This is a genomic window from Pseudoalteromonas rhizosphaerae (assembly GCF_902498845.1).
Taxonomy (GTDB): Bacteria; Pseudomonadota; Gammaproteobacteria; order Enterobacterales; family Alteromonadaceae; genus Pseudoalteromonas; species Pseudoalteromonas rhizosphaerae.
Genome location: NZ_CABVLM010000019.1, coordinates 63,445 through 77,213 on the forward strand (window position 1 = coordinate 63,445; position 13,769 = coordinate 77,213).

Below are 13,769 nucleotides of genomic sequence, written 5' to 3' on the forward strand. Positions count from 1 at the left end.
CGTGAGAGTAATGGATTTGGGTACAGAAGTAAATGCTTTTGAGATTGATTTTCATTTGCATGTGTTGAAGGTGAAATTCACCTTTCGATACAATTGCTTTGTGTCGAAAGGTGAGGAGTAATTTAGAGAAAGATAGCGCTAACTTGGAACAGTTTTTCAACTACGTTGATATGCTTTTTATCGATCAAGAACATAATGACGTGATCGCCTGAGTGAATTATCGTGTCGTCGTGGGCAATCAGTACATCATCATTACGGACAATCGCGCCAATCGTGGTACCTGCAGGCAGCTTAATATCAGCGATTGCACGGCCGACAACTTTAGAGGTATGTTCGTCGCCATGGGCCACCGCCTCAATGGCTTCTGCCGCGCCTTTACGTAATGAATACACATTAACAATATCACCGCGGCGAACATGGGTAAGCAGGGCGGAAATCGTGGCTTGTTGTGGTGATATGGCAATATCAATTTCGCCACCTTGCACTAAATCTACGTATGCACCACGCTGAATAAGCACCATGGTTTTTTGCGCACCCATGCGTTTAGCGAGCATGGCTGACATAATATTAGCTTCATCATCATTGGTTACCGCGATGAATACATCAACTTGTTCGATGTGTTCTTCTGATAACAACTCTTGATCTGACGCATCACCACAAAACACCACTGTATTATCAAGCATTTCTGATAACTGCTCAGCACGTTCTTTATTTCGTTCAAGCAATTTTACGCTATGATTCTTTTCCAGAGAGCGAGCAAGCCCAGCGCCAATATTACCGCCACCAGCAATCATAATTTTTTTGTATGAACGCTCTAATTTCTGTAGTTCATTCATTACTGCACGAATATGTTTGGTGGCAGCGAGGAAGAACACTTCATCATCCGCCTCAATTACTGTAGTACCCAGTGGTTTGATTGCTTTACCTTGGCGGTAAATCGCAGCAACACGAGTTTCAACATTAGGAATATGCTCTTTTAATGCTGACAATGCATAACCGACTAACAATCCGCCGTAGTAAGCTTTTACAGCCACCAGCGAGAGCATGCCATCGCCAAACTCTAAAACTTGTAACGCGCCAGGATAATCAATCAAGCGACGAATATACTTAGTCACTAGTTGCTCTGGAGCAATATAGTGGTCAACAGGTAAATCATCGTTTTGAAAGAGCTTTTCGCGGTACTTTAAGTATTGCTCAGAACGGATCCGAGCAATTTTAGTCGGCGTATTAAAAATACTATACGCGACTTGGCAAGCGACCATGTTCACTTCATCTGAACTGGTTACTGCGATGATCATATCGGCGTCTTCCGCACCGGCGCGGCGTAATACATCAGGGTGGGCACTATGACCTGTAACACCCTGTAGATCGTATTTATCTTGTAACTCACGTAATCGGTTGCCATCAATATCAACAACCGTGATTTCGTTTTGTTCACCTACCAGGTTTTCAGCGAGTGTACCGCCTACTTGTCCTGCACCGAGTATGATTATTTTCATGGTTTACTAAAAGCTTCTTATGAGTGTGTTTTTATAAGCTTGGCATAATAAAATCCGTCACTCTCACCAGGCAGTAACTGCAGCCCAGGGTTGCTTGGGGTATCGTTATCATGTAGCGGGATATGTTCAACATCGTTATTATTTGCTAAAAATTTAGCGACTTGCTGTTGGTTCTCTTGTGGTAATACTGAGCAGGTTGCATAAATTAGCGTGCCACCTGGTTTCAATAATGGCCAAATGCTATTGAGAATATCGCCTTGGAGTGTCGCCAGATCATTGATATCTGATGCACGACGTAGCCATTTGATATCTGGGTGACGACGAATAACACCCGTTGCAGAGCAAGGAACGTCTAATAGAATACGGTCAAACTGTTGCTCATCCCACCATTTGTGTGGTTGCGAAGCATCGGCACATTGTAAATCAGCGCCTAAGCCAATTCTTTCAAGGTTTTGCTTTACACGTTCAAGGCGGGTGGCATCGCTATCAAGTGCCAGTACATCAGCATCTGCGAGTTCTAGAATGTGACAGGTTTTACCACCGGGTGCTGCGCAGGCATCTAAAATATGCTCGTCAGCTTTTGGATCTAACAAGCGTGCTGCAAGCTGTGCTGCTGCATCTTGTACTGAACATGCGCCGGTGTCGAATTCAGGCAACGAAAACACATCGCGCGGTTTATCCAGCTTAATACCATCAGGGAAATCAGGATTGAGTGTATGTTCAATGTCATTAGCAGTGAGCATTTCGCTATATTCAGCGGTGCTATATTGCGCTTGGTTAACACGCAACCACATTGGTGCTTGCTGCTGGTTCGCTTCTAGTAGAGCTTGCCAAGAGTCAGGGTAAGCTTCAGTTACTTGTTTGATAAACCAGTTTGGGTGGTTGTATAAACACACTGGTATTTGCTTGGCTTTTTCTTCAAGCTCTACTTGCTGGCGCTGAAAGCTGCGTAAAATAGCGTTGATCAAGCCTTTTAAACCCAATGCGCGCAGTTGTTCTAATGCATTAACCGTTTCGCTAATGGCTGCATGCGGTGGAACCCGCATATGTTGTAGTTGGTAAATGCCCACATACAGTAAGAACTGGAATATACGGCGCTTACCTTTAAGTGGCTGCTCAACTAAATGTTGACAATAATTTTCTAAACTTGGTAAATAACGCAGTACGCCGTAACAAATTTGCTGTAATAACGCTTTATCTTTAGGTGGTAAACCTTGGCTGGCAAAAGGCAGCTCTTGATTTAATGAGGCGCCTTTATCAACCACGTTATATAAAGTTTCGGCGGCAAGCGCCCTGACATTACTCATTGTGTTCGCCTATTAGTGTGCCAGGAGTTACCCAGTCTGCTCGACCATTTAAAAAGTCAGTAATGGCCATTGGCTTTTTACCTTGTGGTTGTACTTGAGTGATATTAAGTGCGTTAGTACCACAGGCAATCACAATGCCGTGTTTATCGCTTTGTAATACCGTGCCTGCCGTGCCTTGCTGGTCAACGACATTAGCTTGATAAACTTTTACAGTGTGTTCACCCATTTGGGTAAAACAGACCGGCCATGGATTGAATGAGCGGATATTACGCTCTATTTGCGCTGCGTCCATCGACCAATCAATATTTGCTTCGTCTTTCGATAGTTTTTTAGCGTAATTGGCAAGCTCGTCATTTTGTACTTGCGGGGTAATTTCGCCATTAGCTAACTTAGTAATGGTGTCTATTAGTGCGCTTGGGCCTAAATCGGCAAGCTTAGCGTATAAACTTGCACTTGTTTCAGTGGCGGTAATAGGGCAGCGGCTAATATGCAGCATGTCGCCGGTATCTAGGCCTTCATCCATTTGCATTATGGTGACGCCAGTCTCTTCATCGCCCGCCCAGATAGCGCGTTGAATCGGCGCGGCACCACGCCAGCGCGGTAAAATTGAGCCGTGTACATTTAAACAACCAAGCCGTGGCGCCTCTAAAATTGCTTTTGGTAACAGTAATCCATAAGCGACCACGATCATAAGGTCAGCATTTAAGCTGCTTAGTTCAGCCAGAGCGTCGTCACTTTTTAATGAGGCAGGTTGAAACACTGCTAACTCATTGGCCAGTGCTAGCTCTTTCACTTCACTGGCTTTGAGTTTTTTACCGCGCCCTGCTGGACGGTCGGGTTGGCTATACACGCCAACAATTTGATGCTCTGAGTCGATAAGAGCTTGTAAATGGCGCGCAGCAAAGTCTGGCGTACCGGCAAAAATAATGCGTAATGGTTGTGTCACTGAACTTCCTAATTATTACTAAGGTATTATTGCGCTGCTAACTTAGCTTCTTTTTCAAGTTTTTTACGAATACGTTGGCGCTTTAACGGTGATAAGTAATCGATAAATAGTTTACCCTGTAAATGGTCAAGCTCATGCTGGATGCAAATTGCTAATAGCTCATCAGCATCTAAACTAAACTCTTCGCCATTTTCGTTTAATGCGGTCACTGTTACTGTTTCTGCGCGGTCAACTTTTGCATAAGAGTGTGGCACAGATAAACAGCCTTCTTCACTTACCGTGGTGCCATCTTGTTTAGTGATTGTCGGGTTGATCAATACTAACGGTTCATCACGTTCTTCTGATACGTCAATGACCACAATACGTTGATGAATATCGACTTGAGTCGCAGCTAATCCAATGCCGTTTTCATCATACATAGTTTCCAGCATGTCTTTTACAATTTGGCGAATTTGGTCGTCAACTTGCACCACTTCTTTTGCTATTGTACGTAAACGCTCATCTGGAAATCTTAAAACTTCTAACCTAGCCATAGTAACCTTTTTCACTTGTGCTTAATTTAGGGTATTGTATGCTCTTATTTTAGCCATTCGCGTTCACCTTTAACAGGTTTTGGTTGATAATAATGAAAAAACACCACAAGGAAGCTCAATGAAATACCCATTACTCGCGGCAATGTTGGCATTAAGTGCTACTTTCCCATCGTTAGCAGATGTATTAACTATAAAAAAAGATGCGCCTAAACAATACGTTGTGAAAAAGGGCGATACACTTTGGGATATTTCAGGAGTTTATTTGCAAGAGCCTTGGCAGTGGCCGGAACTTTGGCAAATGAATCCACAAATTAATAATCCACACCTAATTTACCCAGGGGATGCACTGTCTTTAATCTACGATGAGCACGGTAATCCACGTTTGGTGATTAATCAGGGTTATAAAAAGCTTTCTCCACATGGTCGAATTGTGCAAAAAGGTAAAAATGCGATCCCTACGTTACCTCTTGAGCTGCTGCGTCCTTACCTAACCTATGAGCAAGCACTAAATGCTGAAGACATTGCCGATAAACCTTATATTTTAGGTGCCAATGTCAACACTAAAATGAATACCGAAGGCCATATAGTTTATGTTAAAGGTGAGCTGAAATTACACGAGTCATACGCTATTTACCGCAAAGGCGAAGCATATGTTGATCCGCAAACGAACGAAGAGTTGGCTAATAAAGCACAATTAGTGGCGGTGGGTCGTGTATTTAGAAAAGGTGATATTGCCAATGGTGTACCTGCTTCAGTTAAAATTGAACAGGTAAAGAGAGAGATCAAAGCGGGTGATTTTTTAATGCCTGCGATAGAAGGTCAGCTATTACCTGCGTATTTTAATATTCACCGTCCTGAGCAGCCAGTGCAAGGTGAGATCATCGCATCAGTGAGTGGATTACGAGAATTCAGCACAATGGATATTGTAGTGCTAAACTTAGGGTCAGAGCAGCAAATTAAAGAAGGCCATATTTTAGATATTGAGCGTCAATCACCAACTGTTTTTGATGGTCGTAATGGCCCACGCTACAAAGAAGATTCAAATAGCCTTGAAAAGTTAGTAACAAACGCCAACGAATTTTTTGGCGTAGAGGCAGATGCCGACACGACTGTGTGGCATATGCCAAAAGAACAGGTCGGTCAGCTAATGGTGTTTAAAGTTTATAAAAACGTTAGTTATGCCTTAATCGTAAAAAACCAGCACCCAATCCGAGTCGGTGATTTTGCAGTTATAAATTAATTCAGGTTTGAGTGCTCTAAGGAGGGAGCATGAAAGATTCATCAGGCAAGCTAACCCATTGGCTTGCCTTTTATTTATGTAAAGGCTTAGGTGTTAAAACCTTATTGGCATTGGCACAAAAACTGCCATTAGATGATTTGTTTGAGCTGACTCATGAGCAGCTTACCGGTCATGGTTTAAGCCCGCAGGTCGCCACTAATTTACTAGCAACCGATTGGCAGCAAGTTGATTATTATCAACAGATAATTGTTAACTCACAGATAACCGCAATTGATTACTTCGATCCTCACTATCCACCATTATTAAAAGAAATTGCTAGCGCGCCTTTATTGCTATTTTGCCGAGGCAATTTAGAGTTATTGACCAGTCCGCAAATCGCTATTGTTGGAAGCCGCAATGCCACGCCAATCGGTTTAGAGATCGCCGCTGAATTTGCTCATCAACTCACTGTGGCTGGATTAACGGTAACTTCCGGAATGGCGCTTGGTATTGATGGTGCTGCCCACAAAGGAGCGCTGGCGGGCAATGGTAAAACCATTGCAGTGCTTGGTACAGGAGTGGATGTTTATTATCCTAAACGGCATAAGTTACTCACCGATCAAGTATCTGAACGGGGGATGTTGGTGAGCGAGTTTTTACCCGGTACAGCCGCTAATGCTAATAACTTCCCAAGACGTAATCGTATAATATCTGGTTTGTCATTAGGTGTGTTGATTGTCGAGGCTGAAATAAAAAGCGGTTCGCTTATCACCGTGCGTTATGCGCTGGAGCAAAACAAAGAAGTTTTTGCAGTGCCTGGTTCAATTAAAAATCCACTCTCTGAAGCCAGTCACTTTTTAATTAAACAAGGTGCAAAGCTGGTGGAAAATGTCAGTGATATTCTCGACGAAGTGAGCTTTTTCTGCGAAAACAGTCTATATACTATAGAAGAAGCAACGGTTGATGAACCTGCCTGCGAAATACTAAACAGTGTTGGTTTTGAAGTAACAGCTGTTGATTTAATTGCTCAGCGTAGCCAGTGGCCAATAGATAAAGTGCAAGCACGTTTACTTGATCTTGAATTGGAAGATAGGGTAGAGCGTGTATTAGATGGCTATATTAGAGTTCGATAAGCTTAGTGTGGAGGAAAGTAACATGTTCGATATCCTCATGTATCTGTTTGAAAACTACATTCACAGCGAAGCCGAAGTCTTTGTTGAGCATAATGAACTCACTGACGAATTATTACGTGCCGGCTTTAATAAGCCCGAAATATACAAAGCACTTGATTGGCTTGAGCAGCTTGCTGACTTGCAGCACAGTGATGAATTCCCTTATTTAAACCGCCTCCCACAACATGCGATACGTATTTTTACCGATAGTGAATGCCACATGCTGAGCGTAGAATGTCGGGGCTTTTTAATGTTTGTAGAACAAGTCGGAGTGATCAACAGCGCAACGCGTGAAATGGTTATGGATCGTTTGTTCGCATTAGATAAAGCTTATATATCACTTGATGATTTAAAATGGGTGGTACTTATGGTGTTGTTTAATGTGCCAGGCTCAGAGCAAGCTTATGCACAAATGGAAGAACTTATTTTTGATGAGCCGGCAGAGGTACTACATTAAGCAAGTGCTGCGCTTGTATCTTTAATTAGTTTGGGTATATTAGGCGAAAATTAGTCAGCTGCTTAGGGAACACATGAGTAAAATCGACCAATCGCTTTTTTCTGCAAATCAACATGCCTTAGAAAAAGAATACGAAGTGTGCCCTAAATGCGGTTCAGAGCTTGTGATCCGCAACAGTAAATCAGGTCCTTTCCTTGGCTGTGCGAGTTACCCCGAATGTGATTTTATTCGCTCGCTTGCTCAACATGATACTCAACAAATCAAAGTACTTGATGATAGCCCTTGTCCAGAGTGTGGTAATTCGCTAGTAGTGAAGAATGGCCGCTATGGTATGTTTATTGGCTGTACGGGTTATCCTGAGTGTCACTATATTGCTCATGATGAGCCTGAGCCAAATGAAGAAGTTTTACCTGCTTGCCCTAAGTGTAAAAAAGGCCAGTTAGTGGCGCGTAGTAATAAATTTGGTAAAACATTTTATTCATGTAATAGCTATCCAAGTTGTAAATACACACTCAATCACAAACCAGTTAGCCATATCTGCCCCGCGTGCCAATGGCCAGTAATGATGCAAAAGCAAATGACCAATAGTGTTGTGCTACAATGCCCTCAGAAAAGTTGCTCGCATAAATTCACGGTGAGCGAATAATTACCGGCTTTAATTTTATTGTATTTGGAGATTTTCAGTGACTGATACTACCTCAGTTCCTTTAACTGCCCTTGCTGCTGTGTCGCAAGGCGGGGTTATTGTTTACCCAACCGAAGCTGTTTATGGCTTAGGCTGTGACCCCGATAATCAGCAAGCTGTGGAGTGCTTACTGGCAATAAAGCAGCGGCCAGTTGAAAAAGGCTTAATTTTAATTGCCGATAATTATGGGCAATTATTAAAGTATGTTGATGATGCAAAAATTCCGATGGATAAACGCGCTGATATTTTTTCCAGCTGGCCCGGCGCAATTACTTGGGTTATGCCAGCGGCTAAAGGTACGCCCAAATGGTTAACAGGACAATTTGATAGTATTGCTGTGCGTGTAACTAATCACCCAACAGTAAAGCGCTTATGCCAAGAATTAGGCAAACCTCTTGTGTCTACTAGTGCTAACTTATCAGGACATGATACGGTCACTAGTATTGCAATGGCTAAAAGTGAGTTTGGCGAGCTGGTGGCATTTTATGTAGATGAACCACTTGGTGGTAACACGCAGCCTAGCACTATTAAAGATGTAATGACCGGCAAAGTATTTAGAGGATAACCATGCACAGCAATTTACTCGAACAAGTAAAAACCTACCTGATGGCCTTGCAAGACACAATTTGCCAAGGTTTAGAGCAAGCTGATGGCCAAGCCAAGTTTGTAGAAGACAGTTGGCAGCGCGAAGAAGGCGGTGGTGGGCGAACTCGTGTTATTCGTGGTGGCAATGTGATCGAGCAAGGTGGGGTGAACTACTCGCATGTGTTTGGTGCTTCAATGCCGGCATCGGCAACTGCGCATCGTCCAGAACTTGCTGGTCGTAGCTTCCATGCCTGTGGTGTCTCGCTAGTGATCCACCCAAACAATCCACATATTCCAACGAGCCATGCTAACGTACGCTTTTTCATTGCAGAAAAGCAAGGTGAGGAGCCTATTTGGTGGTTTGGTGGTGGTTTTGACTTAACGCCATTTTATCCTGAGCTTGAAGATGTTCAACATTGGCATCAAGTCGCGCATGATTTATGTGCGCCGTTTGGAGATGAGGTTTACCCTAAATATAAAAAATGGTGTGACGAGTATTTTTACCTAAAACATCGCGATGAAACGCGCGGTGTCGGCGGTTTATTCTTTGATGATTTGAATGAAGCCGGGTTTGAGCAAAGCTTTGCCTTTATGCAAGCAGTAGGCAATGGCTTTTTAGGGGCTTATTTACCTATTATTGAACGTAGAAAAGCAACCCCATTTACTGAGCAGCAACGAGACTTCCAACTTTATCGTCGTGGCCGTTATGTTGAGTTTAACTTAGTGTGGGATCGTGGCACTTTATTTGGCTTGCAAAGTGGCGGACGTACAGAATCAATATTAATGTCGATGCCGCCGCTAGCGCGTTGGGAATATAACTATACACCCGAAGAAGGCAGTGCTGAAAATAAGCTATACGCTGACTTTTTAAAACCAAGAGACTGGTTAGGGCTAGCATAGTAAGCAGGCTGCCAGTCAATATCTGGTTTATTGACTGGCAACTTTAAGTATTACATCAATTTAAAGCTTCTTACTTGCTCATCCAGTGAACGCGCTAGATTTAACAGCTCCTCACTTACTTTTTGGTTATCGTTAGCATCCACTAATGACCGCTCAGCGTTATCACTAATACCAATAACACTCCTATTTATTTCCTCTGCGGCTAAGTTTTGTTGTTCTGTCGCGTCGGCTATTTGAATATTAAGTTGATTTATTTCATTCATCTGCATAGAAATATCTTTTAAAGCTTGAGCAACATTTTTTACTTGTTGCGCTCTAGCATCAGCCTCCTCACACGATTCACCCATGGTTTTAACCGTTTGCGCCGCTTCGGATTGCAGTTTGTCGATTGTGCGACGAATTTCATCGGTGGATGCATGAGTACGAGTTGCCAATGTACGTACTTCATCAGCCACCACAGCAAAGCCCCGCCCAGCTTCACCTGCACGTGCGGCTTCAATCGCAGCATTAAGAGCTAACAAATTGGTCTGTTCAGCAATACTGCTAATCACTTCGAGTACTTTTCCTACCTCAAGTGTTTGTACTTGTAGTTGACTTACTTGCGCTGCAGCTTGGCGAACATCGTCTGCCAATTGATTAATACTGAGTTCTGTTTGTTCAGCAACATGCATACTTTGTTGTGCCAGTTCATTACTGTTTTCTGATTTTTCAGAGGCAAAGTGAGTGGTGTTTTTTACTTCATTAGAGGAGCTCTCTAGTTCGTTTATAGCAGCTGCCACGGAGTCTGTATTTTTCTTTTGCTCTAAAATAGCGCGCTCAGTAGTATCCGCTGAGGTATAAATTTTTTCTGCTGAGTGGATCAATACTTTTGATGAATGAGATACTTGAGCAATATTATCTTTAAAGGTAGCGATCATCTTATTAAAGCTGGTGGCGAGCCAACCCAGTTCATCTTCAGCGCTATCGTCAATTCGCAGGCTTAAATCTTTGTTGGTTGTAGCTAAATGCATAGCATGACCTAGCTTTTTAAGGCGTACAATAAAAATTTGTCTAAACATAATGCCCAGTAATACAAAGGCAATAATAAAAATAATAGAGAGTAATGCGGTATTTACTAGGGTGTTGTAAGTCACCGCATTATCAATATCAGCTAATGAGTAACTAATTTTAACTACGCCGAGTACATCACCTTCTTGTGCTTGATGACAGCCAAGGCAATTAGTGCCTTTATAATCGCTACTGGCAAACATAGGGCGCAGAAAAGTCATACTGCGGCTATTATTTTGCTGATCAATTAGCAATGTTTCCTTGCCTTTTAAAGCCTCGCGTTCGATATCGTTGCTCGGCGCTTGATTTTTATTGCCCGGCCCATAAAGTTTATTAACAATTGGGGAGCGAATAATATGCGCATCTTCAATATTTGGGTGCTTGCGTAGTTTTTGGCTTAATAGCTCTCTATTTGCCATGGTGCCTGTGATCATCAAAGTATTGATAGAGTCAAAGTAGTTATCAGCAAGAAGCTTAATATTTTCTGCAACAGTGTCTTGCGCAAGCGTTCGTTGTTGGCTTGAGCTACTAAGAATACTGGCAATTAACACAATAATGCCTGTTAGGGCCAATAGGGCATAAATTTTATGTTGGATTGATTTCACACGCACGACGCTTTTTCTAAATATTTGATCACGTATTATCTATATTTAAAAAAAGGCCGTTTTGACTTAGCGCAAATAACGTGCAGTTAAAGAGAAGTGCTAGTGCTGATTAATCATATGACTGGCAAGTTGTGCCAAAGATTTACGTAACCCTTCTCGTAATAAGGGATTATCAATTTCCGCGTCTAACGCTTTATTCATGCAATACATCCATTGATCTCGTAAATCTTGATCAATTGGAAAAGGCATATGGCGTTTACGCAGCATAGGGTGACCATGCTTTTCAACAAACAAGTCTGGGCCGCCTAACCACCCAGATAAAAACTCAAAAAACACTTGGCGAATACGGTCCAATGGTTGAGGATGCATATCATATAACGGTTTAGCGTATTCATCGCTGGCCATAATGTCGTAGAATCGATTCGCAAGTGCTAAAGCACCAGCTTCTCCACCCATCAGTTGATAAGGTGTTTTTTCTGGTGTTGGTGCTTGCTGTTGTTCTGGAGGTTTCGATTTTGAAAAGAATCGTTTAATCATAGTTTTATCATCATTAATTAGCAGTAAGTTACGAGGTAATGTTACTGCACAAAGAGGTTGCTCAAATATGGACAAATATGCAGTTTTTGGAAATCCTATTAAACACTCAAAATCCCCTGCGATACATCAGCAATTTGCAACCTCATTGGGCGAACAAATCGAATACAGCGCAATATTAGCACCGATTGATGGTTTTAAAAAAGCCGTGGCCGATTTTTTTGCCACAGGCGGTAAAGGGGCTAATGTTACAGTGCCATTTAAAGAGCAAGCATTTGCGCTAGTTGATGAGCGAACTGAATTGGCAACCATTGTCGGAGCAGTAAATACTATTAAGTTATTAGATGATGGGCGCTTACTAGGTGACAACACCGATGGCATTGGTTTTGTGAACGATCTGCTTGCGAATCAGGTTACCATTAAAGATAAACGGGTCTTACTTATAGGTGCAGGAGGCGCTGCACGTGGCGTGGTTTTGCCGTTATTGGCACAACAGCCGAGTGAAATCATTATAGTCAATCGTACGGCAGCAAAAGCTAAGGAACTAGCTGAATTATTTGCCCAATACGGTAATGTAACTGGCTATGGTTTTGATGATTTGCCAGTAAGTGATTACTCGCTAATTGTAAACTCTACGTCTAGCAGTATGCTTGGTGAATTGCCTGCGCTTGATAAAAAACACCTTGATGGCTGTGAACATGTTTATGATATGTTTTATTCACAGCAAAATACGCTGTTTATGCAATGGGCTCAGGGCTATAAGGCTAATATTAACGTACTTGATGGAAGTGGCATGCTAGTAGGGCAAGCTGCACAAGCCTATTTTGTGTGGCGCAATAATATGCCTGAAATACTCCCTGTTGTTCGGGCATTAAAAACCGGAGAGCTTGCATGAACCAAGCAATCCAATTTATCGACCGATTTGAATTTAACGTACAATCCCAGCAGTTAACGTTTTTTGCTCAAGTAAGTGGCTTAATGGTTGAATGTGTCATTGACACACACACGCTAGCATTGGCAGACCAACAAGCTGCAAAGTTACATTTTGAACAGGCGCGTTTTGACTATGAAGATATAGCCGAGCAACTAATCGAGAATGAAGAATATAACTCGGCAGGACAAATCATTGTTTCAGTGCTGAGTTAATCCTCAGCTAGATACTCATCTTTAAGCTCAACATAATTAGTTGCTGATATTTTTAAAAAACTCAGCTCTTGCTCGGTTAAAGGGCGCGCCTGCTTTACTGGACTACCCACATAGAGAAAGCCCGATTCCAAGCGCTTGTTTGGTGGGACTAATGAACCGCCACCAATTATCACATCATCTTCAACAATGGCATTATCCATTACAATCGCGCCCATGCCGACTAAAATACGATTCCCCAAACAACAGCCGTGCAACATAACCTTGTGACCAACGGTAACATCATCACCAATAATTAATGGATAACCATCTGGGTTACTTTTACTGGCACGCGTTAGATGTAACACGCTGCCGTCTTGCACGTTAGTACGTTCACCAATGCGTATATAGTTAACGTCCCCTCGTGCTGCTACTAATGGCCATACACTACTATCTTCACCTAATGTGATATCACCAACTAAAACAGCCGACTCATCTATATAAACAGACTGGTTAAAACGAGGAGTAATTCCTTTATAAGAACGGATTGCCATAAAACACCTAATAAATTAAGAATAAGTTCAATAGTAAGAGGTAAATAGTGTAGCAGTAGAGCCTATAAAATGGCCAGCTAGGATCTGTGCTGTATACTAAACTAGCACTTTTGAGCTGTTTAGCGCGTAAATTGAACGAACAGCACTTTATTTCAAGTTTTCTTTAAAAAACGCTTGCGTAAAATTCGCCGCGCCCTATAATACGACCCCACTGAGACGGCAGACAGCAACGCTTAGCGAGGCAAGAGTTAATCAGTTAGTCGAGTAAAACTTGAGTTTAGATTTTTAAGAAAGTTTAAAATTAAGTGTTGACAAAAAAATAGGAAAGCGTAATATGCGCAGCCCTAGCGAGATAAAGTTTAACTTTAACCGCAGCGTTCTTTAACAATATAAAGCAATCATCTGTGTGGGCACTCGTACAGATTGAGTTCTAACAGCCGAGCTTAACTTTCTTTTAGATAGCTAAGCAAGGCAAACAAATTTAGAGTCTCAATTGAAACTGAGTGACCAACAGCAATAACTTACTTAGGTTTTACTTAAGAAAAGAATTGCAGCACAGTCAATTCGTTTTTGGCAACAAAAACAAATAATTCAGAATTCATTG

General features: G+C 42.2%; 15 protein-coding genes. 8 read left to right on the forward strand and 7 right to left on the reverse strand.

All coding sequences use genetic code 11. The features are described 5' to 3' along the window. Positions 1–122: 122 nt before the first annotated feature. From trkA to def, 4 genes are read right to left on the reverse strand one after another with little or no spacing between them, the layout of a single operon-like run. Positions 123–1,499, reverse strand: a complete 1,377-nt coding sequence (trkA, locus tag PSR9079_RS21430) for a Trk system potassium transporter TrkA (RefSeq protein ID WP_064668279.1) — start codon at positions 1,497–1,499, stop codon at positions 123–125. A gap of 17 nt (positions 1,500–1,516) precedes the next feature. Further along, positions 1,517–2,806 carry a 16S rRNA (cytosine(967)-C(5))-methyltransferase RsmB gene (rsmB, locus tag PSR9079_RS21435; protein ID WP_145241763.1) on the reverse strand — a complete coding sequence of 430 codons (1,290 nt, stop codon included), beginning with the start codon at positions 2,804–2,806 and terminating at the stop codon, positions 1,517–1,519. Next, positions 2,799–3,752 carry a methionyl-tRNA formyltransferase gene (gene fmt, locus PSR9079_RS21440; RefSeq protein WP_149983184.1) on the reverse strand — a complete coding sequence of 318 codons (954 nt, stop codon included), beginning with the start codon at positions 3,750–3,752 and terminating at the stop codon, positions 2,799–2,801. Before fmt ends, rsmB begins: the two co-directional genes overlap by 8 nt. A 26-nt stretch (positions 3,753–3,778) precedes the next feature. Continuing rightward, positions 3,779–4,285: a peptide deformylase gene (gene def / locus PSR9079_RS21445; protein ID WP_145241766.1), complete on the reverse strand. Its 507-nt coding sequence runs from the start codon at positions 4,283–4,285 to the stop codon at positions 3,779–3,781. A 118-nt stretch (positions 4,286–4,403) separates the two neighbouring features. Here def and PSR9079_RS21450 point away from each other — a divergent pair, with 118 nt between their 5' ends. The 6 genes from PSR9079_RS21450 (at position 4,404) to hemF (ending at position 9,303) form a co-directional block, all read left to right on the forward strand. Continuing rightward, positions 4,404–5,525 carry a LysM peptidoglycan-binding domain-containing protein gene (locus PSR9079_RS21450; RefSeq protein WP_149983185.1) on the forward strand — a complete coding sequence of 374 codons (1,122 nt, stop codon included), beginning with the start codon at positions 4,404–4,406 and terminating at the stop codon, positions 5,523–5,525. Between the two features lie 29 nt (positions 5,526–5,554). Then, entirely contained in the window at positions 5,555–6,637 is a 1,083-nt protein-coding gene (gene dprA / locus PSR9079_RS21455; protein ID WP_149983186.1) for a DNA-processing protein DprA, read from the forward strand. Between the two features lie 22 nt (positions 6,638–6,659). Further along, a complete protein-coding gene (locus tag PSR9079_RS21460) occupies positions 6,660–7,133 on the forward strand; it encodes a DUF494 family protein (protein WP_149983187.1) in 474 nt (157 codons plus the stop codon). A gap of 73 nt (positions 7,134–7,206) precedes the next feature. After that, positions 7,207–7,779, forward strand: coding sequence for a DNA topoisomerase family protein (locus PSR9079_RS21465; protein ID WP_149983188.1), 573 nt, complete (start codon positions 7,207–7,209; stop codon positions 7,777–7,779). Positions 7,780–7,816: 37 nt separating this feature from the next. Beyond that, positions 7,817–8,383 carry an L-threonylcarbamoyladenylate synthase type 1 TsaC gene (gene tsaC, locus PSR9079_RS21470; RefSeq protein ID WP_149983189.1) on the forward strand — a complete coding sequence of 189 codons (567 nt, stop codon included), beginning with the start codon at positions 7,817–7,819 and terminating at the stop codon, positions 8,381–8,383. A 2-nt stretch (positions 8,384–8,385) separates the two neighbouring features. Then, positions 8,386–9,303 carry an oxygen-dependent coproporphyrinogen oxidase gene (gene hemF / locus PSR9079_RS21475; RefSeq protein WP_149983190.1) on the forward strand — a complete coding sequence of 306 codons (918 nt, stop codon included), beginning with the start codon at positions 8,386–8,388 and terminating at the stop codon, positions 9,301–9,303. A gap of 50 nt (positions 9,304–9,353) precedes the next feature. Here hemF and PSR9079_RS21480 read toward each other — a convergent pair whose 3' ends face one another. Further along, the gene (locus PSR9079_RS21480) at positions 9,354–10,955 is read right to left on the reverse strand and encodes a methyl-accepting chemotaxis protein (RefSeq protein ID WP_149983191.1); all 1,602 of its coding nucleotides are present in this window, start codon (positions 10,953–10,955) and stop codon (positions 9,354–9,356) included. Positions 10,956–11,054: 99 nt separating this feature from the next. Continuing rightward, a complete protein-coding gene (locus PSR9079_RS21485; RefSeq protein WP_145241782.1) occupies positions 11,055–11,492 on the reverse strand; it encodes a group II truncated hemoglobin in 438 nt (145 codons plus the stop codon). Between the two features lie 67 nt (positions 11,493–11,559). On the opposite strand from PSR9079_RS21485, the gene aroE reads away from it, so the two are divergent. Continuing rightward, positions 11,560–12,384, forward strand: a complete 825-nt coding sequence (gene aroE / locus PSR9079_RS21490) for a shikimate dehydrogenase (RefSeq protein WP_145241784.1) — start codon at positions 11,560–11,562, stop codon at positions 12,382–12,384. Further along, a complete protein-coding gene (locus PSR9079_RS21495; protein WP_149983192.1) occupies positions 12,381–12,635 on the forward strand; it encodes a DUF1488 family protein in 255 nt (84 codons plus the stop codon). The genes aroE and PSR9079_RS21495 overlap by 4 nt, the downstream gene beginning before the upstream one ends. On the opposite strand, the gene PSR9079_RS21500 is transcribed toward PSR9079_RS21495, so the two are convergent. Beyond that, positions 12,632–13,165 (reverse strand): gamma carbonic anhydrase family protein, encoded by a 534-nt coding sequence (locus PSR9079_RS21500; protein ID WP_149983193.1) that lies wholly within the window; start codon positions 13,163–13,165, stop codon positions 12,632–12,634. The two genes, PSR9079_RS21495 and PSR9079_RS21500, sit on opposite strands and share 4 nt — an antisense overlap. Positions 13,166–13,769: the final 604 nt, after the last annotated feature.